Raw genomic sequence first — 23,832 nt, 5'->3', positions numbered from 1 at the left:
TCATAGCGGTAAATGATTGCAGAAAATGTGAATAATTAACAAACCTTGGTCAGTGAATACGGATTGGTGTCAAACTTTCTCTTTTTTATGTTCCTTCACGAAAAAAAAAGCGACAGCAGTGCGCTGTCGCTTTTTCTATTCAGTCATCATCGTGAGCTTGTTGGCGGCTCTTACCGCTCGATGCCCATTTCCCAGCGATTGCATAAATTGTTTCATTACTATTTGATCAATCAGTTAACGAGCGCAAATATATTCCCTCAGTAGTACAAATCCTTTGGAGTAGCTCAGTGTATTTATCATCATCAGAATACAAAGGTAACGTAAAATCAAAATTTGACCATACACAAATCTTCATATCTTCAAATACAAACACGGTAGAGACTTTCTCACGAAGCCCTAACTCAAGGAATAATTCAAAATCATGCAGATTATTTATTTTCATACTTTTACTACCAGATGCTTTCAATTGTGAATGAATTTCTTTAACCCTTATTTTTTTATTCTCACAATCTAGAGCATCTGCTGCCATTTCCACGTTTACATTAGGTAATGTTGTTTCAATCCAAACTGAATTGTACGCCCAAAGTTTACGGAATACCTGTTTAAATTTCTCTTCTTCTCTTAGATAGGCTGGAATTAGGGTAGGATTATCATCCGTCCTATCAAAAAAGATATTTACCTGCGCAAAAACAGTTTGATTTTTTATTTGCAAGGGGAATCTATCCAGATTAAAACTTTTTTGCGGGAAACGTTCCGCCACAAGATGACTATGTTCTAAGAGAGCCGTATCACACTCTATATCTTGTTCCATATCCTCTGAAGGAGACCAATTCTTTCCCCATATACCCTCAACTATCTTAGTGATATTCATCAACTTTCCTCCTAAAGCTTATTCTCGAAGGATTTTACCTGTATCATCTAATGTAGCCTTTCGATTACCTTTATTATCTCTAAGTTTCCATGCACTTCCACCATGGGGCTTATTACCCCTATCTTTTTGAATACTCCAACCAGTTTTTTCATTTTCTCTGGTTTTTCCATCTATTCTCTTATCAAACTGGCCTAAATCAACACCATCACCTTCATCATTTAAAAGCCTTTTAGGAATATCATAGTAGTATATTATTCCTTTTGCATAAAGATAGTTAAAAGCTTCTACAATTTCATCAGCCATCGCAGTAAATGAATCTTGAAATGCTTCTATTATTTCGTCAAACTTTGGCTCAATTTCATCCCAATAGTATCCGACAACTGCTCCAGCACCAACAGCAATTAGTACTCCAATAATATCTCCAATAGGTAATGGCCCATCAACTGCTGCTGCTGCTATACCCCCACCAACTGCCATAAACGAATAGTAGACTGGTCTCGGCAAATTTAATCTATCAAGTTTAGTAGATAGGATATCCAAGGGATCGGCTTTTAGCGCTGCTTTATTGGCTATTTTTTCCATTTTGTTCTTGGATTTCTCAACTTTTCCTATCACTTCCTCATGATAATCTAATAAACTGGAATCACCAGCCTCACTTTGTTTTACCATAAAATCGACAAAGTTTTGTTGAGCTTCAGGAGAAAGACTATGAAACACTTTATTAGCAAGCTCTGCCTCAGATAGTCCTTCTGCAGCTTCAATACTTTTATCTAATTTATGTAAAGATTCTATCACAGCTTTTCTTTCTGCAGAATTGCTTGCATCATTCATCGCCATAGCTGGTGTCAATACATTGAATAGTAAAGCAGTGGTCAAAGAGGATGCTACTAAGATATGTTTTTTCTTTTGCATAATATTTCTCCTTTTCGTACTCCGGCAAAAGGCTTAAGCTGCATTACCTTGTTCGATTCCATATGCCAGGTTCATTTAATAATTTTACCAAATAAAGGTAGCGCAGTATATTTGTTGCATTTTGTCACTTCTTGCGCAATTAAATAATTTATATATTCAGTTTTATATAAAATCTAAAGAATTATCTAGATTTAGTGTTGACATTCCATGCTGGGTGCATGCAAAAAAGCGACAGCAATGCGCTGCCGCTTCTTCCTATTCCGCGATTAAGGAGTGCTGTTCGGTATATCCCCAGGGAGTCGCGGCACATCCGGCTTGCCTTCCGGGTTGTTGTACAAATACGTCGGTACATCGCCAATGATCAAGGAGTGAGTGATCGGGATTTTCGTCGTGACCGTCTGCTCCTCAGTCGCAAAAGGGATAACGATGCGCAGGTCGACCTCCACGAAAATATATACCGTCGCCAGCACCATATTGATGCCCGCTTCTTTCAGCTCTGTCTCCAGCTTGGTCTTGACCGAACCAATAGGCACGAAAGTCACTGGCAAATTCGGCCCCATCGATGCCAAAAAGGAGTTCCCGGTAGCCAAACCAAGCGGGATCGTGCGGTCTACTTTTTCGTCCTCGAACTCTTGGAGCTTGTTCTGGACTCTCGCTGTTGTTTCGCCCACGATTCTCGCATATTCCTTGAAGTTGAACTGATACGCCTGAATCTGCCCCTCGTTGTTCTTCTCGATTTTGACAATCTGATTGAAGTCGACGCCTTGCTGCGAAATCCGCTTGGTTACGGCATCTGTTATCGCTTCTTTCGCCAATTGCTCGGTTTTTTGCGTAGCCAGGATCAAGAGAGTAGGCTCCAATCGATTTTGCAAAAACACAAGTGTCTGTATCGTCAAAACAAAAAAGATAACCAACGCGATCAAAAACGCTTTCGTACGTGAAAGCGGGTTTCTCCAACGCCGCCGGGGTCGAAATACGGCCAATCCCGACACCTCCCAACTGGTACATCCTATGGTTAGAAGGTGAAAAAAAGACTACGTGTATCAGGAGGCTGATTTCGATTTTTTGAGAGAAATAACGAGGTACAGGCCAAATGCGATCAGCCCTGCGACGAACATCAATTGTGTGAAGACCAGCATCCCAAATAAAGTGAAGGCACCCGCCAAGAATGGAGCCATGAGAAAACCAGCGAAGTACCCGCTTCGACTCAAGAGCCCCTGCACCCCCATCACCTTGCCGCGCAGCTCATTTTGGGCTTGTTGCAAAAGTGTGCTCTCATAAACCTGTGCTGCGCCGGAAAATAGACCCGCGAAAATCAAGAGCAAAAGCACAAACACAGTATCGGTTGCCGCGAATGCCCCTACAATCCCCACGGAAAAAACAGCATAAGCAACGAGCATCCCATTCACCAGCTTCACCCGCAAACGAGCTGCCACAAAGGAGCCAATCAAACCTCCGCCGCTCATCGCCGTCCACATCAATCCGTGCAGGGTAGCGTCACTACCGCGCAACTGATCCGCCAAAAAAGGCAGCCCGTAATTATACGCAGACGTACTGAGCGATATGAGAAAAGCTAACAGACTAATCGTCAGAAGCACGGGTGTGTCCCACAAGTAACGAAGGGTGACACGAAAGCTGCTCGCTGCTTTTCCTCTGATATCCGCATCAGATGACGTAGCAAGCGTAGCGTTCTCCTTCTCCACCCAACGAAGTCTCGTCAGAATCCATGCAGAGAAAAGAAAGGTAGCGGCATCCAAAGCGATCACAATCGTATATCCATAATGATCTGTCAGCCATCCTCCTAGCATGAAGCCCATGATGCCTACTAATGACTCCAGCCTGACCTTTAATCCATTGACCTGAACCAGTTGCTCACTACCAAATATTTGTGGCAAGGATGCTTGAAAGCTAATATGAAACAGCGTATACAGCATTCCATTGAGAAAAGCCGCTGCGATTAATACATACGGCGTCGGATAAAATGCGATGACCAAAATAGCAAGACCGGCCCCCAAGTCGCTTGCGATCATGGTGCGCCTTCTGTCCATCCGATCAGCCAACATGCCTGCCAGGGGACTAAACAGCATCCCCCCTAGTTGTCTTGCTACGAAAAAAGCTGTCATCCAATAAGCACTATGTTCAAATGTAAATATCAACGCGCTACACGCGATCAAATTCATCCGTGATCCCAAGGATGACAACGCATTGACATACAAATACCATTTCTTATTCATCTACATCCAAACCTCCCGATCATGACAGGTGGTTTGAATCAACGCCCCCCTCTATTGGGTGCGTACACTGATTACGGCAGTAGACATGCGCATGCCTCCTCTTGAATGAAATTCAAAAAAAGCATATGTTACTCGAAACATTCGGAAGGGGGACGTTCCCCAAATCGTCCTGTACGGCATTTGTTGCCGTAGTTCCATAATAGGTGGTGAATCAGTTGATTGTCGATAGCACAAAAAAGACGCTTTTTATTTAAAAGCGTCCTAAACTCAAGTAATCCTGTTGATTTACAATGTAATAATAATGGTAAATAATTCCCTTTTGGACGAACTCAGGCTATCACTACTCTTGAAATTTGATCATATGGTGTAGGGAGTATGACTTTCGTTTGGGAGGTTTTTTATGAATCTTGAACGTCTGGAACAAGCATTTGGGTCCCTCGTTTCGCCTACTCCTGACCAGCTTAGACACGCTCTCATTTCCTTGTCTCCATGCATGGAACAACTCGGTCCATACATCCCGGAGCCGCTAAACCTGCCCTATGGACGCAAAGTATTATTCTCCACGCCATATGTAGAGGTTGTCTTGATCCATCTACCGACAGATCAGGAATCCATTCCGCATAATCACGGTGACTCTTTTGGATGGGAATTGGTAGTCTCAGGTACGCTAACGAATATGATTTATGTCCAAACGAATAATGAAAATGAAGTACAACGAGCACAAACCACTCATGTCAGTACGGGTGAATACTATTTTGTAGAGCCTGGGGAAATTCACGCCATTCGCAACAATGGACAAAGTCCGGTTGTTTCCGTAAACGTCTACAGTCCCCCATTGCGTAATTGCCGCCACTATTGTTCCCTTTGAACCGACAATTTCCCTTTTTTACAGGTTTTCCGTTATTTCCGATAGTTCATCCGCAGAGCTGGCTACCTGTGCCACCGCTTGGTTCATATCTTCCATGACTTTGAAGAAGTTTTCCAGCTCCCGCTGAATCCGTGAGCTCTGTTCTTTACTATCTGAGACAGCACTCATGATTCCTTCAAAAAAGGCATTCGTCTCGTTTACTACCGCAGTGCTCGATTGGACCAGCGCTTGAATTTCTACCACGACAGACGAGAGAACCACTGTCTGCTGGTTCGTCTTCTCGATCAGCTCACGCACACCGAAAACCGACTTTTTGGTCTGTTCTGCCAGCTTGCGTACCTCATCGGCTACGACGGCAAATCCGCGTCCCTGTTCGCCAGCACGTGCTGCTTCAATCGCAGCATTTAGCGCCAAGAGATTCGTCTGCTCAGCAATTGCCGTCACGACCTCTACAATCCCTTGGATTTTTTCTGCGTTTTTCTCCATCGCGTTCATTTCTTCCGAGATTTGCGTGACGCTGCTCTGAATCAAGCACATTTGTTCCTGTTGTTTTTCCAGCTTTTCTTTGCCTTCACGGGACAGATCTTGTGCTTTCGCGGAAAAGCCCGTGCCATTTTCAGCAAAACGAAGCACTTCTCTCGACTGTTCTGTCAATTGCACAACAGACGCGCTGTTTTCTTCTGAGACCGCTGCCAGCTCATGCGCAGAATTGGTCAGGAGAATTCGCAGCTCGTCCTTTTTGTCTTGTTCCGCTCGCCGCGCCTTTTCATGCTCGTTTTCGTATTCCTCAAGCACAATTTGCTGTTCGATGCTGAGAATCTTTGTGACGGCCGTGAGGGCTTGTACGAATTCGTCCTTGTCCGCGATGTTTTTTTGCAAGAGATCAATCAAGGCAACCATCATGTTTTGAAATGCACTCAAGTACCATTTTGGTTCCAAGCCTATTCGCATATGAATGACCGCAATTCTACTGCGCTGTTCAATGTAAGCGCTGTCGATGCGTCCGCTAAACATTTCGCAGATATGGCGGTTCAACGTTAATTTCAACCGTTCAATCGTACTGTTTTGGTTTACAATATTCATTAAAAGCGGTTCTTTTTCAATACTGGTATAAAAATAGTCGACAATAGCGTCAATATTTTGAATGATAAGTGGCTGAAGTGCTTTCACAATGGCCAATTCTTCTTCGGTCAGATTGATCATTGCTAGTTGCTTCGCAAGGGTGCTTTTCCCTACAATGTGCACTTCCCCCTTTTCCTTCACCCCCTGAAAAAAAGATTCACTTTTTCCTTTCCCTTTCAATCCAAAAAAGGTGGAAAACGGACATGTGCTCATAGCCTGAACTCCTTTTATCCGAGTACATATAACTCTGGAATATCCTTTCAATTATATACCTCTTTGCAAACGGGTGTAAACCGCCCACATGGGCTATGGACGGTTGTATGAACATAGCAAACACCTATAATTCCGCTTTCCTCACGACTGCCCGTTGCAGCTTCCAGCTTGTCTTGTCCCACTTCCAGTACGACTCCACATACGCGATCGTATCCGCATTGGCTACACCACTGACTCTTTGTTCTCCTTTTAATTCACAGATGCCATCGCGATTCTCATCGATGGGCTTGAGTACGCTGAACGTGTTAGGCATGACTTCTACTGGCGAAACCAGCTTCCCGTTCTTGTATACCCCATTTTCTTCATAGATTTTTTTGCGATCTGACAAATCGAGAACGACAGTCTCCCCCGTCTCCTTGATCGTCAATGGCACTTTGTAATGATCTTGATAGGAGCCCGAGATCGTCAAGGGCTGCGGAACAGGCAAAATCGCCGGCTTATTGTCCTTGTCTGCGAACAAATAAAACTCCGACGTCCCTGCACTGCCCCCAGTCGGTGCCTGAAGCAAAATTTGTTGCACACCCCCGCCGGTAAAATCACAAAAGAACATCTCCGGCTGATAAGCGCCATACGGTGTTGTAAAAAAGGTTGTTTTTTTCGCAACGGGGTCTTGAACCATGATTTTTAAGTGCTCGAAGTAAGGACTGTCTGCCGCAAACCTCTTTCCTAGCAACGTAACGAGATCTGGTCGACCATCGCCTGTCACATCCTGCCGTTTGATCTGGATTTCCTCGAACACAGTCGGAGGAGGCTGTACATCTCTCGCCTCCAAGGCAAGAGCGGCTTGTCCCCACCCGGCTCCTGTCAACATCCATACGATACAGCCAATCATTCTTACCCTCTTGTTTGTCCACATGTCGATACATCCACCTTTTCATCTGTTCAGCTTATCTGTAGTATGCAAAAAATGGCTTTGGTCAAACCGTTCGAAACGGTAAAATAAGAGAGAGGGATCGTAGAAAGTGAGGAACACTATGGCAATGAAACGTGCGGTATTATTTGGAGCGACCGGACTCGTCGGCCGTGCATTGCTACAACATCTCTTGGAAGATGACGCATATGGAAAAGTCATCGCTGTCGTCCGCAACGAGCTCCCTTTCACGCATCCTCGCTTGCAGACAGTCGTCATTGACTTTCGTCAGTTGGGAGATTGCCGACAGTTTTTAGAAGGAGCAGACATCTTTTGCTGCTTGGGGACAACCATGAAAAAGGCGGGAAGTCGCGAGGCGTTTCGCACAGTGGATTATCAGTACCCGCTCGAAATTGCTCGATTGGCAAAAGAAGAAGGAGCCAGCCAGTTTCTCATCATCACAGCAATCGGCGCAAATAGCCGATCCGTCTTTTTCTATAATCGTGTAAAAGGTGAGTTGGAGGAAGCTCTGCGCGAGTTGGCGCTTCCGAGTCTGCATATGTTCCACCCGTCGCTTTTATTAGGTACGCGACAGGAACAACGTCGATCGGAAGAGCTCAGTGCGAAGCTATCACACTCACTCTCGTTTCTATGGATCGGACCGTTACGCGCCTATCAACCTGTCACAGCAACCAATGTCGCGGGAGCCATGCATCACATCGCCTCTCTTGGACTGGCAGGTGCGCATGCATACGAATCAAGGGAATTACCACAGCTAGCCCGCAGCGGGAAAAAGGACGAGTTGACGTTCATACGTATAGGATGAAGGCTTTTATCGAGGAGGCGAACGGCATGACGACTCCCAAGCAACAGCGTGTATCACAGGCTCCGCCTAGCCGCCGAGCACTTCGTTCTGCTTATGAACTGATTCTCACACAAATCTGGCCCCGTCTACCCGCTGCAACCGAATCCACTTGCAGGAGAATCGATCATGAAGATCAGACTCGTACAAAACGGAATCATCACTGAGATAGAAGACATCGAAGAAGCTGCTACTCCACCTGTGAACGGGTTTTACTGGATTCATGCCGCACCATTCGATTTGGATATTTTACAGCCGCTGTTCGGACTGCATCATCTGGCTGTCGAGGACTGCATCGACGAGGAAGAACAGCGGCCCAAGCTACAACATTACGATGATCATTACTTTATGGTCATCAATGGCATTACCTTCCACAATCACGATATCTTCTTACGCGAGATCAATATTTTTTTGGGCAGCAGCACCATTATCACCGTAACGAAGCAGGAGGCCCCCGAATTTACTACCATGCTGTCAATCATCCGAGAAAAAGAAGTCAATCGGCCCGATGCGTTTCTGTACTACTTGGTAGATCAAATTGTCGATCGTTATTTTGATGTGACGGAAAAAATTGAAGACCTGCTTGAAGATCTGGAAGAACAAATTTTGATGCACACGAAAAAATCCCATCTTGATCAAATTATTGGGCTGCGCAGTGAAATCTTGTACGCCCGTAAAATGCTCGTTCCCCAGCGGGATTTGATTGACGCCCTACATAAAAAAGAACTCCCGCTGATTCAACCTTATCTGCGGAAGTACTTTGGCGATATTGTAGAGGATGCCAGCAAAATTGTAGAGAGCTTTGAAGCTTTTCGCGAGCTCATCGGAAACTTGCGCGAAGCGTATCAAGCGGCGCTTGCTGGCAGAGCCAACGATATTATGCGTGTTTTTACCGCCTTGACGACGATTTTTATGCCGTTGACGATTGTGACTGGTATATACGGGATGAACTTTGAAGTGATGCCTGAGCTGCATTCACCCTACGGCTACTACATCGTGCTGGGAAGTATGGCGGCGATCGGCACGACGATGTTTATCATTTTCAAAAAGAAGGACTGGCTCTGATTAGACCAAATCGCCACAGGCGATGATCATGAGCGTCAGCATTTTGGACAAGTCACACTCATAGGGATGCTCGATATCCCGACCTTCTTCATCCACCAGGACTCTGACGATCGGACGGCTCGGCATTCCTTTGTTCGAATCGACGACGACACCAGACATACCATTGTTCAGGCTGACGGTCAGACCAACAGGGTAGAGTGCAATCGTATTTCGCAAAGCCTCTACATACACATGGTCAAACAGCTTACCTGAACCGGAGTAGAGCACCTCCATCGCTTCATGAGGGAGCATTCCACGACGGTATACCCGATGCGACGTCAGGGCATCGAATACATCTGCCACTGCCATCAAGCGACCAAACGGATGAATCTCTTCTTTTTTTAGGTGCCGCGGATAACCGGAGCCATCCCAGCGCTCGTGATGCTGAAAAGCGCAGTGGGCTGCAAGCAACGGGATGTCGTCTTGACGACGCAGCATTTCAAAACCGATCTCCGTATGTCTTTTCATGATTTCAAATTCTTCTTGCGTAAGGCGGCCCGGTTTTTGCAAAATGTCGTCTGGGATATGCACTTTTCCTATGTCGTGGAGCATACCGCCAATACTAATCTCCAACACATCTTTTTCCGAACAGCCAGTATTTATGGCGAGAGCCGTGCTATACAAGGCAACGTTAAAGGAGTGCGTGAATATGTAATTGTCGAAGGCGCAAGCATCTGCCAATAAATTCATGGCTGAATCATTACTGTTCAATTCATCCGCAACGGTTTGCATGACATCCCGCAGCTTACGTCCCAAACCCTTGTCCGAAAAAAGCTGCTGCCATTTGTCTGGGACTTGATGAACGGTTCGGAATGTATCGTGAATCATGGACATTGCTTGTCTGCGAGTATTTTCGGAAATGACTGTCTCCACAATGATATCATCCGTGCGCTTGTCTTGGATGTAGAGACTGTTCACGTTTTTGTTTTTGAGTCGAGTTATCATTCGTTGGGTTAGTTCTACACCAGCGCCAACGAGAATCGTTCCGTTCTCTGTATAGATGGAACGAGCCAGTTTATCACCCGGCTGGCATTTTTGAATGGATTTCAGTCGCATTTCCTTTCCTTCGCCTTTCCTCAGGGTATCCCTATTATAGCGTGATTCGACTTGATTCTACATGAAATTTTTTCTAGATTTTCTTTTCATGTCTACCGGGGAAAGACACTGGAGGCGAGTTTGTCTGGAAGAATCCTTGTTTGCAAGGGAGATGATCGTATGTCACTTATCGAAAAAGAATTAACGCAGCCGCTGTCATTATGTAATCAGGATGGTCGCCTGCTTCCCGAAGCGATTGGCTGGTCCCGTTATCCGTTGCATAACTGCCAATTTAGAGGGCATTGGCTTCGCCGGAAAAAATGGAATTTTTGGTTTATCACTGCACCTGAATGTGTGATGTCGATTGCGATGGTCAATCTGGATTACGCGGGCATTGTCTTTGTCCATTTTATTGATCTAACGACAGGAGAGACCGCGGACAGTGCCGTAACGGTTCCTTTTGGTGCAGGGATTCGGCTGGGGGCCACCGTAGATGAGCCTTGTCATTTTGCGAGTCGCAAGCTCTCTGTCTCCTTTCAGCCAGGAGCCAGCGGAACGAGCGTAGAAGCGACTGCTATTTGTCCCGACGATAAAACTCTCTCGCTCGACATCGTGATTGATCCGCCATCCGAGTCCTTAAATGTCGTGATACCGTGGAGTGCAGAGCGCTTTCAGTTCACATCGAAGCAAACAGCCCGGCCTGTGCACGGCACCATCGCCTATAACGGGAAGACCTATTTGCTCGATCGGCAGAATACCTTTGCCAGTCTGGATTTTGGACGTGGCGTTTGGCCATATCATACTCGTTGGAACTGGACGACCTGCTCTTTCCGGCACGCGGAGGGCGTAGCAGGCTTTAACTTTGGCAGAGGATGGACGGACGGAACGGGTATGACGGAAAATGGCTTGATGATCGATGGTGTCCTCTACAAGCTGAGTGAACAAATTCGTTTTTCCTACAACCCTGACAATCGTATGCTCCCTTGGACGCTTGCGAGTGAAGAATCTTCTGCGGTACGCCTCACCTTTACGCCGCTCTTTGCTCGAACCGAGCACAAAAATTTTGCATTGGTGCGGACCACTCTGCATCAAGTAATCGGCCGTTATGACGGGACCATTTTAACCGCTGATGGAAAAACGATTGCGGTGCAAAGCAAAATCGGAATCTGTGAAGAACAATCAGCCCGTTGGTAAACAAGGCCCCAGAAAACTAAGAAACCTTTGTCATCGGACAAAGGTTTTTTCTATAGGCAAACCATTTGTTGTTTACAGCATTTTCACGACAGCATCCCGACCAGTCATACCAGCCGTAATCCCCTTTTGTTCCGCCGTCGTCGTCACAGACTCCAGCGGCGCATCCAGTAATTCCTGTATGGTCTTGACCCCTACCGCACGACCGGCAAGAATTTCCCTCGCTGCTAACCGTTCGTTCAAGAGCCCCACATCCAGCGCTCCACACATGATGTAGCCATGATCGGTCGTTACAGCCAATAGCGTCGTCTTTGGCAAACGCACGGTGACAGCAATAGCCGTCCCCTCTGAAAAGTGGATTGGTACTACCTCGACCATCAAGTTTCCTCCTTTTCTCTCCTGTCTGTTGGCGTTACCATCCTATGACGCGCAGAAGAGAAATGTGAGGTTTCTAAGAGGTGGTTCAAAAAGTTATCTTTTGATCACGATGTAGTCCTGTAAGATTATTCGACATCGAAAATGATGTTCACCTCCGAAGTCCGGTGCTCATGTAGTTAGCTACACTCCGCTCCTCCTTCGTTCGGTTCTCACCATTTTCTCGGTGCTGAAAAGCTAACTTTTTGAACTTGATCTTATTTTAATGCATGACGCTTGTCGGAAATTGCTCATCCTCCATCGCGACTTTTCGTTTCATGACCTCAATCATATACGTCGCGAGCATGTGAAACAGCTCTTCCTCGTCCATTTCCTCGACCAAGTCCAACAAATCATCCCGAGACTGCTCCGCGAGAATGCCGACGATAACTGCTGTAATGTCCTCTTCATCACCATTAAAATGCCCTCTGTACAGCTCGTATACTTCATCTATGAAGCGCATCGTTCGTCTCCTCCCGTTTTTCGATAGCATTCCCGAAAAACCGGTCTCTACGATTGGTTTTTTGACGTTGACGATATCTTTTCCCAACGTGGACAAAACGCATTTTGCAGCATCTGTTGGTCCTTTATCGTGGTGGCGAGCACTTCACGCAGCATCTCGGGCAAGAAAAACGTAACCTCACTGCCGAGCAGCAAATCGGGAAACATGCGATTGTACATAAACATGTCGATCGTCCCGACTCGATACAGACGCTCGCGATCAAGCGGTTGCCCGTTGACTTCAATCTGGATAATTTGCGGTTGGTCATCCTCACTGTAGCGGATGTGCAATCCGTCCACACACATCCAGCCTTCTATTTTGCCGCGAAAACCGTACCCTCGCAGTTCCCGATGAACCATTTCCGGTTGAATGGCTTGCTCCAGAACAGTGGTGAGCTGCTCGCCTGTAATCGTGACTGCACAGGCATTAATCGGGTGGGGCATACTGTGCAACAAATCGGCAAAAGACAAGCTGCCCCGCTGCAAATCAGCAAGCAACAGCCCTCCATTTGCCATGCCGATCTCAGCACCCGTCCATTTACGAATACTTGCTGCGATGAAGGAACCATAGGGAGTCTCCTCCGTCCAGCCTATGTGCATGTCTTGCTCCAATTGAACAATTGGCTGAAACAAACGATTCTCTGCCCATACTTTTTCACTCTCAATGAACTGGCGTAATAATTCGTCTGCCTGATACTGTTCCGTGTGAAAAAGCTCTGCGCGCACGTTTTTGATGCCATGATGATTCCTGTCCCAGACGAGCTCTACATGACCGACATACTCGCCAAATCGCCCCGCTTGTGTGATTAAGGTACCGCCTATACGCACTCCATGAGGCAGCGTCCGGTGAGAGTGTCCGCCCAAAATGATATCCAGCCCATCGACTTCCTTTGCCAGCACACAATCTGTCTGATAGCCAAGATGCGATAGCAAAATGACAACATCCACCGACGAGCGCAGTGCTGCAATCTGCTCACGCAAAATCGGGATCGGTTCGTTAATCTCCCATCCCATACTTTGATAGGAGGGACCAAAGGGAATCGTCATTCCCAAGATAGCCAACCGCAGCTCGCCTACGGTATGAATAGCATATGGTACCGCCCAAGACGGGACAGAATTTGTTGTCGGTTCAAACAGATTGCCCGTAATGATCGCAAAACGGGCATCTGTGTACAGTTCATTCAGCTTGTCTTTTGGGAGTGTGATGCCTTCGTTGTTTCCGATCGTCGCGTATTGAATCCCGCTTCTGTTCATGATCTCGACGTTAATTTTCCCAAAGCTCGCTTCCGATCGGATATCCATTCGATCCATATGGTCTCCAATATCGACCGTCAGCACATGCTCTCCCCTGCCGTCCCACTCTTCTCGATGCTTCCTCAGGCAGGTTGCAATTCGCGGCATCGTATCAAAATGGCTGTGCAAGTCATTCGTATGCAAAATGTGTAAGGTACAGGTGTCAGCCACGACTTTCCCCTCCCTCTCGTCTCATTATCCAAAAATCGCTTCTCCGATCATTTGTATGGCAATTCCCAATATCAGAACACGCAAAAATAGCACGATGGTGCGCCCCTTCATTTTACTGGCAGCAATCGCTCCAAGCTTTCCGCCCGCCCATGCTCCTGGCGCGAGCATCGCTGCATACAGCCAGTGTACGTTATCGTGGAAGATATTCGTGACTGATCCAACCACCGCTGATAAAAAGATGACCAGCATGGACGTAGCAGTGGCAATGTGTGGCGGAAAGCGAAACAAAATGATCATGGCTGGAACCATCAAGATGCCGCCACCCACTCCAAATAGCGACGAGGTAATCCCGACAAAGAAGGCAATCGTAATCACGGACCATTTGCTATACCCGTACACATATTCATTTCCTTCGTTGTCGATGAAGTGGCGTTGGACTTCCCACTCAATGCTGCGTGGTTTGATTTTGTCTTTGACCATCAATACGATGAACATGGAGAGCTGAAACAAGCCAAACAGCAGCGAAAAGCCCCCCACTGCTAGTAATGTATTAAGATACACGCCCACAATAGCACCCGGTGCACTCCCGATAAAAAAGAGCAAGGCACTCTGCTTATCTACTTTCTTTTGCTTGAGATAAGAAAGGGAGGAAGAAAGGGCGGTTACCGCAATCACAATCAACGAAGTCGCCGCTGCTACTTGCGGATTCATCGATCCAGGCATGTACCAGTTCGCAAAATTCAGCAGAGCAGGCACGAAGAAAATCCCACCACCCAGACCCGCGATGCTGCCAATGACGCCAGCCACGACTCCGATGATGACAAACAAGATGGCAATTGCTACAAGCATGAACTCCCCTTCTTTCTAGCTACGTGGAGAACAGGTCCATCTGACGAGGATTCAGACCAGTAGGTGCAAGGCCAAGCATCTCCGAAAACTGCTTCGCATTCGCTGCTGCATCTCCTCCAGAGTTATTGTTGAACAAAATGCAGACTTCATCCGCTTCCCTTTCGAGCAGTCTGATGTGTTCAACCCACTCTGCAAGCTCTGTCTCACTGTATCGATATAAATAACGGACATCCCGCCAATTTTGTCCCTCTCCGGGATCTCGCCAGCCCGCTTTGTTCCGCCCATGAAAGCGGACCAACGCCAAGGATGTCTTCGTCACGGCAGGAACAATCGGAACCGAGCCTTTTCCCACTTGGGGTTCATCACATACGACATGTGTCGCTTCGATCTTGTGCAAGAAATCCAACGTTCGCTCCGAATACCGTGATTCAAACCAGCTTTGATGGCGAAATTCAACCGCAAACGGATACGCTTGCATGGCTTGACGACAAGCGGTCACATACTGGACATGCTCTCGGGTACAATCGAACCACGGTGGAAACTGAAACAGCAGCGCTTTGAGCTTGCCAGCCTCCACGACCGGCTGAATGCTCTCTTCGAACTGACGAAATAATTCCCGTCTGCTTCCCGAAGCGTCCCCCCGTTGATGCCCCGTCATCACTTGATGAGGCTTGACGATAAAGCCAAATCGTTCAGGTGTATCCTTCAACCACGATTCGAAATTTCGCTGTGGTAAAATAGCGTAGAAAGAACTATCCACCTCTACAATTGGAAAGTGGCTGGCATATACAGACAGCTTGTCTCGATTGCGTACACCTTGTACGTACAATTCGTGCTGATCGCCCCAGCCGCAAACTCCCACTTGTATCGTAGTCATCGATTGCTAACCTCCATATCATGGCCGAATAGAGAAGAAGGACGGAAGCCGTATGAAAAATCCCGCTTGGTTGGGTGAACCCTTTGCGATTAAGGATAACAAAATATTCCTGACGAAAAAAGTAGCGAAACGCCTCCTGGCCGAAGCACAAGAGGCGTTTCCTTATGAATATTCTGCTTTGCTCGCAGGTCGTGGAGCAACGGTTACGGCCTGTGTACCGATGCCCGTCTCACCCGACAAGCACGTGTTCGCTTGGGATGGGAAAGTGTTTCTTCAAGCCTTGCAACACATCCGCAGACACAATCTTCAATGGTTGGGTGTCTTGCATACACACCCCCATACGCCGCCAATCCCTTCTGCACGCGACATAGCTGGCTGGCATTATCCCACGCTCAGCTATTGGATTGTCGGACTCGCATCCGCACAGCCAGAATGGCGTGTCTATCAATGGGTACAAGCTGGACACAGCGGCTCATTTGAAGGCCGCGACTACACACTGACAGAAGCGGCTTCTGACGATGAGGAAACCAATGATTCTTGGGCTCCGAAAAACTCTTGATACAAAGCAATCACAGCACGATCTGCCTCTTCTGCTTTTACCCCGAACATCATGCTTACTTCCGATGACCCCTGATTGATCATTTCCAGATTGATTTTCGCAGTAGCCAACGCAGCTGTGGCTCTCGCTGTTGTCCCTACCGATTGACGCATACCCTCCCCGACAATCATGACGAGTGCAAGACTATGCTGAACAGCGACATCATCAGCGAACAGTTCTCGGCGGATGCGTTCCACAATCCGCTGTTCCTTCTCTTCTGTGAGATCGCGCTCGCGCAGAATGACGGAAATGTTATCGATTCCAGATGGAGTGTGCTCATACGAAAGCTCTTCCTCCTCCAGAATTTGCAGCAGCTTGCGGCCAAAGCCAATTTCGCGGTTCATCAAATACTTGCTGACGTAAATGCTACAAAAGCCGCCATCACTTGCAATACCCGACACCCTGTTTGTAGCAGATCCTCGCTCGGCCACAATCATCGTTCCAGGCGCAGACGGATTGTTCGTATTCTTGATGCATACGGGTATATCTGCTTGATACGCGGGAATCAACGCTTCCTCATGGAACACACTAAAACCGGAATAAGACAGTTCCCTCATCTCTCGATACGTAATCTCTGTCACCTTTTTCGGATCGGCAATCAGGTTCGGATTGACCACATACACAGAATCTACATCGGTAAAATTCTCGTAGACCTCTGCCTGAACCGCCGCAGCCAAAATCGATCCCGTAATATCCGAGCCACCGCGCGAAAAAGTAACCAGATCACCGGAACGTGAATAGCCGAAAAAACCAGGGAAAATGACAATTCCCTCCCGCTCTCGCAATGTCGCCAATTTGGCATACGCTTCAGGGAGGATATGAGCATTGCTTGCTTCATCCGTAACGAGCATTCCTGCATCCTTTGGATTGATGTAGGTCGCCACCTCGCCCAAGCTCTGCAAGTAACGAGCGACAACTTTGGCGCATGTATCCTCTCCCGCAGCTTTGACCGCATCCATGAATCTTTCCTTGGACAAGCCCGCCTTATTTGCAAGAACCTCACCGAGCTCCACTTCAATCGCTTGACCAATCTCGTCAGAAAGCCCGAGGCCTGCCACTATCTCCTGATAGCGCAAGAATATTGCTTGTTTCGCTTCCTCTGTAGGCTCCCCAGCCAAAAATCGCTCAGCATATGTGATTAACAAATCAGTAACCTTCGTGTCTTCCTTATGCCGTTTTCCAGGTGCCGATACAACAATGAATCGTCTGTCCCGATCCGCCAAAACAATTTGGCATACTTTTTTTATTTGCTCGGCATTCGCCAGTGATGTTCCCCCAAATTTTGCTACCTTCATAATCGATTCCTCCATCTAACTCTCACGTCTTTTGCTTTTACTAGCTTAATTTATCCACTTAAAAAGAACAAGTGTCTTTTCCACAGGGACACCCCCGGAATAATCATCAAGATTTGTCGCATAGTAACGGAGAGTACATCATCATGTACAGCTACCTAGCAGGAAAGTCTCTGATAAAGAGGTGAACGGATGAAAAAGCATATCCTCTTTTTCCCACTTTTGTTAGCTGTCATTCTTGCTCCTTCCTTCAGCGAGACAGCCAATGCCATCCGGGAAAAAAATCGCGAGTATTACGAAACAAGAGGAGATATCGTCTGGGAAGTGCCAACAGAGAGCAAGGTGATTGCCCTTACCTTTGACGATGGTCCTGACCAGGTATACACTCCTAAGATCGCCGCGCTGCTGAAGCAGTATCAAGCGAAATCTACCTTTTTTGTCGTAGGCAATCGTGTGAGCCAGTACCCGGAAATCGCCAAATCTCTCGTGAATGATCAACATGAGATTGCGAATCACACTTACAGTCATCCAGATATTCGAAAGCTGTCAGGGAATCGACTGTTAGAAGAGGTGCAAAAAACGCAGGAGACGATTTATTCGGCAACAGGGGTTCGTCCCACCCTCTTTCGTCCTCCGGGAGGATATTATGACGAGAAAGTCGTCGATACAGCCAAGCAAGCCGGTTTTCTCGTAATTATGTGGTCGTGGCATCAAGACACACGTGATTGGAGCGATCCCGGTGTAAAAAAAATCGTCAACAAGGTTTTGAACAACGCGCGAAATGGAGACATCGTGCTATTCCACGATTACGGAGGCAATCGCAGACAGACCGTTCAAGCTCTCGAGCAAATATTGCCTGAACTGAAAAATAGAGGGTATAAGTTCGTGACGGTCAGCGAGTTGTTGAGAGGATATGGACGTGCGAAGCAGGTAGACTATCCTTGATTTTCTTCCCACGAAAAAGTGCCCCTCACCATAAAGGGGCACTTCTCCTCTGATCCATTTGATTATTTGTTTTCGTTCTCCAAAATAGCATCCGTCTCTATCTGTACTTTTACGGGTACAGGCTGTTGCTGTGTGGGTACGGCACCACCCTTTTGCATAAAGTCTGCGATCATCTTATTCATATCCAAACCAGATACGTCTTTCAGCATCTCTGGGAGTTGGGCCATCAGCTTCGTAACATTCCCGCTCAGACGATTGACGCCATCTCCTTGACCGCCTCCTGCATCCACGATCGTTACCTTGTCGATCGCCTTCATTGGCTCGGCAATTTTCTCAGCCAGCTCAGGGAGCATTTTCGAAATAATATCGAGGACAGCCGCATGACCGAATTTTTCAAATGCTTCAGCCAGCTTCTCTTTCCCTTCTGCCTCGGCTTCGAGCTTGAGGCGCGTGACTTCTGCCTCAGCGCTACCACGTGCTTTTTCGGCCTCGGCAATCGCCAAACCTTCCAGACGCTTCTGCTCAGCATTTGCTTTTGCTTCTGCTTCAATGCGGTACTTGATCGCGTCTGCTTCTCTCAGCTTCTTCGCTTTTTCCGCTTCTGCCGCCTGTTCCACAGAGTAGCGGTCGGCGTCGGCCTTTTTCTTCACTTCCGCATCATATTGCTTTTCGCGGCGAAGAATTTCTTTTTCCTCCAGCTCGATTTCCTTCTGCTTGCGGACAAGATCGACCTTCATTTCTTCTTCGGTTACCTGCTGTTTGGCGACAGCTTCTTGCAGCTTGTAGGCTTGGTCCGCGCTCGCCTTTGCTTTGTCCTGCTCTTGCTTAAACGCCGCTACCTTCAGCTCTTTTTCCTTTTCTGCTTCGGCAATGTTCGTTTCCTTCAGCAGCTCTGCCTTGCGTGCTTCTTCCTCTGCCTGCGCCTGCTTGATCCGCGCTTCTTTGTCCGCATCAGCCTGCGAGATGGTCGCATCGCGCTTCACTGCAGCGATTTGCGGTATTCCAAGGGCAGCTAAATAGCCGTTTTTGTCCCGGACATCCTTGATCGTGAAGCTGACAACGGACAGCCCCATTTTCTTCAAATCCTTTGTCGCTACCGCTTGCACCTCTTGTGCGAATCGCTCACGGTTCTTGTAAATTTCCTCTACCGTCATACTGCCGAGGATTGCCCGCAAATAGCCTTCGAGTACCTCCTGTGCTTCTCCGCGCAGTGCCTCGTCACTCTTGCCCATAAATTGCTCGGATGCGGTCGCGATATCTTCAATTGAACCGCCTACCTTGATGATCGCCACGCCATCTGCCATGACAGGAACGCCTTGCTCGGTGTACACCTCTGGCGTCGATACGTCCAGCTTATGAGACAGAAGACTCAGAAAGTTTGCTTGTTGAAAAATAGGGAGGATAAATGCGCCGCCTCCGCGGACGATCTTCATTTTGCGGCCAGATTCGTCACTAAGTACATTTTTCGAGCCTAGATAGCTACCCGTCACGATCATGGCTTCATCTGCGCCCACTGTTTTGTAACGGGCCCAAAAAGCAATACCCAAAACGAGAAAGACTGCAACGACAACACCTACTACTGTCAAAATGCCGGGATCTAACATCACTTCTCATCTCCTTCGCCAGATTCAGTGTAAAAGGGGATCACATACAAGACATGGTCACGCACCTCGACTACGACGACACGGGTTCCTTGCGGGATAATCTCGCCCTCAAGACTCGCCGCCATATGGTAAGTAGTTCCACTAATCATCGGCAGCAGCACCTCTCCCAGTCCTTCTGATGGGATCGTCGTCCCGACTTCCCCTAGCTTTCCTCCTAGTTGACTCATGGAATAGCTCGTGGAATTTTCCGCATGGCTCATCGGCTTAACCCACAGGAAGTACGAGACAAAAGCCAAAGCGATGCCAATGACAGCAGCCAGCATCAACACGACAAGCGCACCAAGCGAAGTGTATCGAGATAGCAAATACCCGGCTCCACCAAAGGCAGTCATACCGCTGACCAACAAAATGGGCTGCGCAAAAGGCAGATGCAGATGTCCCAGCCAATCCGAGAGCGTATCGCCAAACAACAGCGAGATGACCGTGTAGATTAGACCAAGTACAAGGCAGACTATGTAGACGGTTTCAAGTACGCCCACGACTGTCCCCCCTTTCTAAAATTGCCTCTATAGTGCATACGAGTGAGATGTGAATTAGTTTCATAAATAAGGAAATAATTCCTTTTCTTATCGCTTTTTCTGCTGAAGGACTCTTTGGATACGGCGAATTCCTTCCTCGATATTCGCCGGGCACTCCCACGAATAGGTCAGCCGCAGCCAGCCTGCTTCCGCTCAGCAAAAAGCGTAAGTAAAAAAACACCGCTCCTCTTCACTATGAAAAGGGCGGTGTCTTTCGTTTTTATTCTGCTCGGCTAAACATATTTCCCAAGTACATCGGTTGATAAGTGGGATCAGACAAGACTTGCTTGACTTGATCCGGGCGTGACTTGTGGTCGTTCGGCAGTTGCTTCCACTCGTCTAGTGTGACCCAGCCAGCCCATTCGATTTCTTCATCGACGATACCACCTGGCGTAGGGTTCGTCTCTTCACCGATGAGCTTCGCCAGAACTCCCACTCCGACTGTATGCTTGCCGTTCCCTTCCTGATCGATCCGATCGTCTATCCAGATCAATCGCTCCATTTCCACGAGGAGTCCGGTCTCTTCCATCACTTCTCTTTTCGCCGCATCTGGAATCGCTTCTAAATATTCTACGATTCCCCCTGGTAAGTTGTAAAAGATGCCTCGTTGTGTCTGCTCACGGATGAGGAGGACTTTCCCTTCGTGTTCCACTACTACGGTGACTCTCAAGCGAATCGCTGACATTTCGCTCGCTCCCTTCTCAGATGGCAGGCGTACGCGTAACATTCAGGGAATCGACACCGGAGTGCGCTAACCATTCCTGTAATGCCATAAGTCCATATTGTTCCAAAAACTTTGCTTCAGAATCCGCGATTGCATGAAGCATCATGAACCTGATTACGTCCTTGCCGTTTGTATAATATTCAAGTCCAGCCTCTTCATAATAGGCAGGGGTCAGTACCATATGATTCAAAACTGATTTTTCCACGATTGTATCCTCAAGCGAAAAGACGCTCCCAGACTCCATGCGGGTCGTTTGACTCTCCCACTGACGAATTGCCTGGGCCGCTACTCTTGCCAAATGCGTAATCATTCGCTGCTCAAACTGATAGGAATAGACGAGGTACTCCGTTGCCACCATCTTGTGCAGCTCAAGTGTGGCATACGTCCACCAACCTCGCTTGCGCGTAGCCGGATAGACGGCAATCAGGATATCCGCATCCTCGGATTGATACAGCTCACCTTGACTCCCAAAAAAGCGGTGGCAATGATCCATTAATTGCTTTACCACTATCATATGTGCAACCCCGCTCCAAAAAGTATGAAAACCTCTACGGCTGCCTGCTCATAGAAGGGCAACTGCGTCTTGGTGAAATGATTGTGCTCGCCCGAAAAAAGCATGCCTGGATACGTAGGCATACTTCGTTGATGTTTGGCAGCGTTATCTTGTATATACGAACATTTTATCATTGTGTGGAGCGAATGTACATGTTTCAACATGCACAAAAATGCCCATGCGATTAGAGTATTGTTACCTTTTTCCATCTGCTCTCGTCTTGTTAGTAATTCCATTTTTTAGGGAGAATCAGGCACTTATGAAAAACAAGACAGCTTGTCTCGTCCTTTCTATTAGTCAAAGCGTATATGCCATTTTCTTATTGGCTTGGGTAATTTCTGTTTTTTTTTACCATTGTGCTTCTACCTGAAGATGAATATGATACTGGAGCGCCGGAGGTATTCTATACGATCCTATCGTATCCGCTTGTACTACTTGCCTCAGCGATAGGCAGTTGGTACTACTATCACAAATTGAAATTCAAAACGAGTTACGCACTCAACGCCATTCCTTTACTTTGGGTCATTCCGATGGCGGTATTTATGATCTTATTATGGAAATTCAGTTTGTCCTCGTAAAAACAGCCCTCCAGCGAATTACCGCCAGAGGGCTAATGCGTTTCCCCTATATAACGCAGGGGCAAATAAAAAATACGTGTCTGAACGAATCAGACACGTATTTACACGTTATAGAAACGGTTACCCGATAGAACCTTCCATCTCGAATTTAATGAGACGGTTCATCTCTACCGCGTATTCCATCGGCAACTCTTTCGTGAATGGCTCGATGAAGCCCATTACGATCATTTCAGTAGCTTCTGCTTCTGACAAACCGCGGCTCATCAGGTAGAAGAGTTGATCTTCGGATACTTTGGATACAGTCGCTTCGTGCTCAAGAGTGATGCTGTCGTTCATGATCTCGTTGTACGGGATCGTGTCGGACGTGGACAGTTTATCCAGAATCAGCGTATCGCACTTGATGTTGGACTTGGAGCCTTCCGATTTGCGTCCAAACTGGGACAGACCACGGTAGGTTACTTTTCCGCCATCACGTGAGATCGACTTGGAAATGATCGTCGATGTGCAATCTGGCGCCAGGTGAATCATTTTCGCACCTGCGTCTTGGTGTTGTCCTTTTCCTGCTACTGCAATGGAAAGAACGGTACCTTTCGCGCGAGGTCCTTTCATGATAACAGCTGGGTATTTCATCGTCAGCTTGGAACCGATGTTACCATCGATCCATTCCATGTTCGCATCCGCGTAAGCAACCGCACGTTTAGTAACGAGGTTGTATACGTTGTTGGACCAGTTTTGGATCGTGGTGTAACGGCAACGAGCGCGTTCTTTTACGATGATTTCTACAACAGCAGAGTGCAAGGAATCCGTGCTGTAGATTGGAGCTGTACAGCCCTCTACATAGTGAACGAAGGAATCTTCATCCGCGATGATCAGCGTACGCTCGAATTGACCCATGTTCTCGGAGTTAATGCGGAAGTATGCTTGCAGCGGAGTTTCCACTTTTACGCCTTTTGGAACGTAAATGAAGGAGCCACCTGACCATACTGCCGAGTTCAGTGCAGAAAACTTGTTGTCTGCGATTGGAATTACCGTCGCGAAGTATTCCTTCACGATTTCCGGGTGCAGTTTTACTGCGGAATCCATGTCGCAGAAGAGAACGCCCAGTTTTTCCAGGTCTTCCTGCATGTTGTGGTAAACAACCTCAGATTCGTACTGAGCAGATACACCAGCGAGGAATTTTTGCTCTGCTTCTGGAATACCCAGCTTATCGAAGGTTGCCTTGATTTCTTCTGGTACCTCATCCCAGCTACGGCCTTGCTTTTCAGAAGGCTTTACGTAGTAAGTGATGCTGTCAAAATCGAGGTCATCCAGATCGCCGCCCCATTTTGGCATCGGCATGCTGTTGAAGATGTCCAGCGATTTCAAACGGAATTCCAGCATCCAAGCTGGCTCATCCTTGATCTTCGAAATTTCTTCGACGATCTCGCGGGTTAAACCCTTTTTCGTACGGAATACGGACACGTCTTTATCGTGAAAACCGTACTGATACTCCTGTATTTCTGGGCCTTTAACAGCCATCGTAGCTCACTCCTT

25 protein-coding genes are annotated in these 23,832 nt (G+C 47.4%); 7 read left to right on the top strand and 18 right to left on the bottom strand.

Annotated features, from left to right (window positions below):
- Positions 1-226: 226 nt before the first annotated feature.
- From ACQ5DJ_RS05165 to ACQ5DJ_RS05150, 4 genes are all read right to left on the bottom strand, one after another.
- Positions 227-871 (bottom strand): hypothetical protein, encoded by a 645-nt coding sequence (locus ACQ5DJ_RS05165; protein ID WP_429841488.1) that lies wholly within the window; start codon positions 869-871, stop codon positions 227-229.
- Between the two features lie 18 nt (positions 872-889).
- Positions 890-1,783, bottom strand: coding sequence for a hypothetical protein (locus tag ACQ5DJ_RS05160; RefSeq protein WP_429841487.1), 894 nt, complete (start codon positions 1,781-1,783; stop codon positions 890-892).
- A gap of 266 nt (positions 1,784-2,049) precedes the next feature.
- The gene (gene yunB / locus ACQ5DJ_RS05155) at positions 2,050-2,775 is read right to left on the bottom strand and encodes a sporulation protein YunB (protein ID WP_429841486.1); all 726 of its coding nucleotides are present in this window, start codon (positions 2,773-2,775) and stop codon (positions 2,050-2,052) included.
- Positions 2,776-2,826: 51 nt separating this feature from the next.
- Positions 2,827-4,017, bottom strand: a complete 1,191-nt coding sequence (locus ACQ5DJ_RS05150; RefSeq protein ID WP_429841485.1) for an MFS transporter — start codon at positions 4,015-4,017, stop codon at positions 2,827-2,829.
- Positions 4,018-4,417: 400 nt separating this feature from the next.
- Between ACQ5DJ_RS05150 and ACQ5DJ_RS05145 the strand changes: the two genes are divergently transcribed.
- Positions 4,418-4,885, top strand: a complete 468-nt coding sequence (locus ACQ5DJ_RS05145) for a cysteine dioxygenase (protein WP_429841484.1) — start codon at positions 4,418-4,420, stop codon at positions 4,883-4,885.
- A gap of 18 nt (positions 4,886-4,903) precedes the next feature.
- Here ACQ5DJ_RS05145 and ACQ5DJ_RS05140 read toward each other — a convergent pair whose 3' ends face one another.
- On the bottom strand, positions 4,904-6,220 hold the full coding sequence (locus tag ACQ5DJ_RS05140) for a globin-coupled sensor protein (RefSeq protein ID WP_429841483.1): 1,317 nt from the start codon (positions 6,218-6,220) through the stop codon (positions 4,904-4,906).
- A 124-nt stretch (positions 6,221-6,344) separates the two neighbouring features.
- Positions 6,345-7,136, bottom strand: a complete 792-nt coding sequence (locus ACQ5DJ_RS05135; protein WP_429841482.1) for a hypothetical protein — start codon at positions 7,134-7,136, stop codon at positions 6,345-6,347.
- A gap of 118 nt (positions 7,137-7,254) precedes the next feature.
- Between ACQ5DJ_RS05135 and ACQ5DJ_RS05130 the strand changes: the two genes are divergently transcribed.
- Genes ACQ5DJ_RS05130 through corA form a run of 3 tightly spaced genes read left to right on the top strand, consistent with a single transcriptional unit; the run spans position 7,255 to position 9,057 of the window.
- Positions 7,255-7,956, top strand: coding sequence for an NAD(P)H-binding protein (locus ACQ5DJ_RS05130; protein ID WP_429841481.1), 702 nt, complete (start codon positions 7,255-7,257; stop codon positions 7,954-7,956).
- Between the two features lie 26 nt (positions 7,957-7,982).
- A complete protein-coding gene (locus tag ACQ5DJ_RS05125) occupies positions 7,983-8,159 on the top strand; it encodes a hypothetical protein (protein WP_429841480.1) in 177 nt (58 codons plus the stop codon).
- Positions 8,122-9,057, top strand: coding sequence for a magnesium/cobalt transporter CorA (gene corA / locus ACQ5DJ_RS05120; protein ID WP_392429581.1), 936 nt, complete (start codon positions 8,122-8,124; stop codon positions 9,055-9,057). Before ACQ5DJ_RS05125 ends, corA begins: the two co-directional genes overlap by 38 nt.
- Here the strand turns inward: corA and ACQ5DJ_RS05115 are convergent, their stop codons facing one another.
- Positions 9,058-10,152: an HD-GYP domain-containing protein gene (locus ACQ5DJ_RS05115; protein ID WP_429841479.1), complete on the bottom strand. Its 1,095-nt coding sequence runs from the start codon at positions 10,150-10,152 to the stop codon at positions 9,058-9,060.
- Between the two features lie 159 nt (positions 10,153-10,311).
- Here ACQ5DJ_RS05115 and ACQ5DJ_RS05110 point away from each other — a divergent pair, with 159 nt between their 5' ends.
- Positions 10,312-11,325, top strand: coding sequence for a DUF2804 domain-containing protein (locus ACQ5DJ_RS05110; protein ID WP_429841478.1), 1,014 nt, complete (start codon positions 10,312-10,314; stop codon positions 11,323-11,325).
- A gap of 72 nt (positions 11,326-11,397) precedes the next feature.
- On the opposite strand, the gene ACQ5DJ_RS05105 is transcribed toward ACQ5DJ_RS05110, so the two are convergent.
- The 5 genes from ACQ5DJ_RS05105 to ACQ5DJ_RS05085 all read right to left on the bottom strand — a co-directional run bounded on the left by ACQ5DJ_RS05105 (position 11,398) and on the right by ACQ5DJ_RS05085 (position 15,427).
- Entirely contained in the window at positions 11,398-11,700 is a 303-nt protein-coding gene (locus ACQ5DJ_RS05105) for a YunC family protein (protein WP_429841477.1), read from the bottom strand.
- Positions 11,701-11,959: 259 nt separating this feature from the next.
- Positions 11,960-12,199, bottom strand: a complete 240-nt coding sequence (locus tag ACQ5DJ_RS05100; protein ID WP_429841476.1) for a DUF6154 family protein — start codon at positions 12,197-12,199, stop codon at positions 11,960-11,962.
- Between the two features lie 47 nt (positions 12,200-12,246).
- Positions 12,247-13,701, bottom strand: coding sequence for a bifunctional metallophosphatase/5'-nucleotidase (locus ACQ5DJ_RS05095; protein WP_429841475.1), 1,455 nt, complete (start codon positions 13,699-13,701; stop codon positions 12,247-12,249).
- A 24-nt stretch (positions 13,702-13,725) separates the two neighbouring features.
- Positions 13,726-14,550 carry a sulfite exporter TauE/SafE family protein gene (locus ACQ5DJ_RS05090; RefSeq protein ID WP_429841474.1) on the bottom strand — a complete coding sequence of 275 codons (825 nt, stop codon included), beginning with the start codon at positions 14,548-14,550 and terminating at the stop codon, positions 13,726-13,728.
- 19 nt (positions 14,551-14,569) lie between these two features.
- Positions 14,570-15,427 (bottom strand): DUF72 domain-containing protein, encoded by an 858-nt coding sequence (locus tag ACQ5DJ_RS05085; RefSeq protein ID WP_429841473.1) that lies wholly within the window; start codon positions 15,425-15,427, stop codon positions 14,570-14,572.
- Between the two features lie 52 nt (positions 15,428-15,479).
- On the opposite strand from ACQ5DJ_RS05085, the gene ACQ5DJ_RS05080 reads away from it, so the two are divergent.
- A complete protein-coding gene (locus tag ACQ5DJ_RS05080) occupies positions 15,480-15,986 on the top strand; it encodes a M67 family metallopeptidase (RefSeq protein ID WP_429841472.1) in 507 nt (168 codons plus the stop codon).
- Here the strand turns inward: ACQ5DJ_RS05080 and ACQ5DJ_RS05075 are convergent.
- Entirely contained in the window at positions 15,917-17,320 is a 1,404-nt protein-coding gene (locus ACQ5DJ_RS05075) for an aspartate kinase (RefSeq protein WP_429841471.1), read from the bottom strand. The genes ACQ5DJ_RS05080 and ACQ5DJ_RS05075 overlap by 70 nt on opposite strands.
- Before the next feature lie 189 nt (positions 17,321-17,509).
- On the opposite strand from ACQ5DJ_RS05075, the gene ACQ5DJ_RS05070 reads away from it, so the two are divergent.
- On the top strand, positions 17,510-18,262 hold the full coding sequence (locus ACQ5DJ_RS05070) for a polysaccharide deacetylase family protein (RefSeq protein ID WP_429841470.1): 753 nt from the start codon (positions 17,510-17,512) through the stop codon (positions 18,260-18,262).
- Between the two features lie 62 nt (positions 18,263-18,324).
- Here the strand turns inward: ACQ5DJ_RS05070 and ACQ5DJ_RS05065 are convergent, their stop codons facing one another.
- The 5 genes from ACQ5DJ_RS05065 to sufB form a co-directional block, all read right to left on the bottom strand.
- A complete protein-coding gene (locus ACQ5DJ_RS05065) occupies positions 18,325-19,866 on the bottom strand; it encodes an SPFH domain-containing protein (protein WP_429841469.1) in 1,542 nt (513 codons plus the stop codon).
- A complete protein-coding gene (locus ACQ5DJ_RS05060) occupies positions 19,866-20,405 on the bottom strand; it encodes an NfeD family protein (protein ID WP_429841468.1) in 540 nt (179 codons plus the stop codon). The genes ACQ5DJ_RS05065 and ACQ5DJ_RS05060 overlap by 1 nt, the downstream gene beginning before the upstream one ends.
- A gap of 259 nt (positions 20,406-20,664) precedes the next feature.
- Positions 20,665-21,129, bottom strand: a complete 465-nt coding sequence (locus tag ACQ5DJ_RS05055) for an NUDIX domain-containing protein (RefSeq protein ID WP_429841467.1) — start codon at positions 21,127-21,129, stop codon at positions 20,665-20,667.
- 16 nt (positions 21,130-21,145) lie between these two features.
- Entirely contained in the window at positions 21,146-21,682 is a 537-nt protein-coding gene (locus ACQ5DJ_RS05050) for a suppressor of fused domain protein (protein WP_429841466.1), read from the bottom strand.
- Positions 21,683-22,419: 737 nt separating this feature from the next.
- Positions 22,420-23,817 (bottom strand): Fe-S cluster assembly protein SufB, encoded by a 1,398-nt coding sequence (gene sufB, locus ACQ5DJ_RS05045; protein WP_429841465.1) that lies wholly within the window; start codon positions 23,815-23,817, stop codon positions 22,420-22,422.
- Between the last annotated feature and the right edge of the window lie 15 nt (positions 23,818-23,832).

The sequence above is a fragment of the Brevibacillus sp. FIR094 genome, from assembly GCF_050477165.1.
In the GTDB taxonomy this organism is placed as follows: domain Bacteria; phylum Bacillota; class Bacilli; order Brevibacillales; family Brevibacillaceae; genus Brevibacillus.
The sequence above is the reverse complement of the archived record's forward strand: the minus strand, read 5'-3'. Positions and strand labels throughout refer to the sequence as shown.

Excerpts from the sequence above, each read along its gene's own strand:
- ACQ5DJ_RS05165 (WP_429841488.1), bottom strand. The coding sequence starts at position 871 with ATGAATATCACTAAGATAGTTGAGGGTATATGGGGAAAGAATTGGTCT.
- ACQ5DJ_RS05160 (WP_429841487.1), bottom strand. The coding sequence starts at position 1,783 with ATGCAAAAGAAAAAACATATCTTAGTAGCATCCTCTTTGACCACTGCT.
- ACQ5DJ_RS05150 (WP_429841485.1), bottom strand. The coding sequence starts at position 4,017 with ATGAATAAGAAATGGTATTTGTATGTCAATGCGTTGTCATCCTTGGGA.
- ACQ5DJ_RS05145 (WP_429841484.1), top strand. The coding sequence starts at position 4,418 with ATGAATCTTGAACGTCTGGAACAAGCATTTGGGTCCCTCGTTTCGCCT.
- ACQ5DJ_RS05140 (WP_429841483.1), bottom strand. The coding sequence starts at position 6,220 with ATGAGCACATGTCCGTTTTCCACCTTTTTTGGATTGAAAGGGAAAGGA.
- ACQ5DJ_RS05135 (WP_429841482.1), bottom strand. The coding sequence starts at position 7,136 with ATGTGGACAAACAAGAGGGTAAGAATGATTGGCTGTATCGTATGGATG.
- ACQ5DJ_RS05130 (WP_429841481.1), top strand. The coding sequence starts at position 7,255 with ATGGCAATGAAACGTGCGGTATTATTTGGAGCGACCGGACTCGTCGGC.
- ACQ5DJ_RS05125 (WP_429841480.1), top strand. The coding sequence starts at position 7,983 with ATGACGACTCCCAAGCAACAGCGTGTATCACAGGCTCCGCCTAGCCGC.
- corA (WP_392429581.1), top strand. The coding sequence starts at position 8,122 with ATGAAGATCAGACTCGTACAAAACGGAATCATCACTGAGATAGAAGAC.
- ACQ5DJ_RS05115 (WP_429841479.1), bottom strand. The coding sequence starts at position 10,152 with ATGCGACTGAAATCCATTCAAAAATGCCAGCCGGGTGATAAACTGGCT.
- ACQ5DJ_RS05110 (WP_429841478.1), top strand. The coding sequence starts at position 10,312 with ATGTCACTTATCGAAAAAGAATTAACGCAGCCGCTGTCATTATGTAAT.
- ACQ5DJ_RS05105 (WP_429841477.1), bottom strand. The coding sequence starts at position 11,700 with ATGGTCGAGGTAGTACCAATCCACTTTTCAGAGGGGACGGCTATTGCT.
- ACQ5DJ_RS05100 (WP_429841476.1), bottom strand. The coding sequence starts at position 12,199 with ATGCGCTTCATAGATGAAGTATACGAGCTGTACAGAGGGCATTTTAAT.
- ACQ5DJ_RS05090 (WP_429841474.1), bottom strand. The coding sequence starts at position 14,550 with ATGCTTGTAGCAATTGCCATCTTGTTTGTCATCATCGGAGTCGTGGCT.
- ACQ5DJ_RS05085 (WP_429841473.1), bottom strand. The coding sequence starts at position 15,427 with ATGACTACGATACAAGTGGGAGTTTGCGGCTGGGGCGATCAGCACGAA.
- ACQ5DJ_RS05080 (WP_429841472.1), top strand. The coding sequence starts at position 15,480 with ATGAAAAATCCCGCTTGGTTGGGTGAACCCTTTGCGATTAAGGATAAC.
- ACQ5DJ_RS05075 (WP_429841471.1), bottom strand. The coding sequence starts at position 17,320 with ATGAAGGTAGCAAAATTTGGGGGAACATCACTGGCGAATGCCGAGCAA.
- ACQ5DJ_RS05070 (WP_429841470.1), top strand. The coding sequence starts at position 17,510 with ATGAAAAAGCATATCCTCTTTTTCCCACTTTTGTTAGCTGTCATTCTT.
- ACQ5DJ_RS05065 (WP_429841469.1), bottom strand. The coding sequence starts at position 19,866 with ATGTTAGATCCCGGCATTTTGACAGTAGTAGGTGTTGTCGTTGCAGTC.
- ACQ5DJ_RS05055 (WP_429841467.1), bottom strand. The coding sequence starts at position 21,129 with ATGTCAGCGATTCGCTTGAGAGTCACCGTAGTAGTGGAACACGAAGGG.
- ACQ5DJ_RS05050 (WP_429841466.1), bottom strand. The coding sequence starts at position 21,682 with ATGATAGTGGTAAAGCAATTAATGGATCATTGCCACCGCTTTTTTGGG.
- sufB (WP_429841465.1), bottom strand. The coding sequence starts at position 23,817 with ATGGCTGTTAAAGGCCCAGAAATACAGGAGTATCAGTACGGTTTTCAC.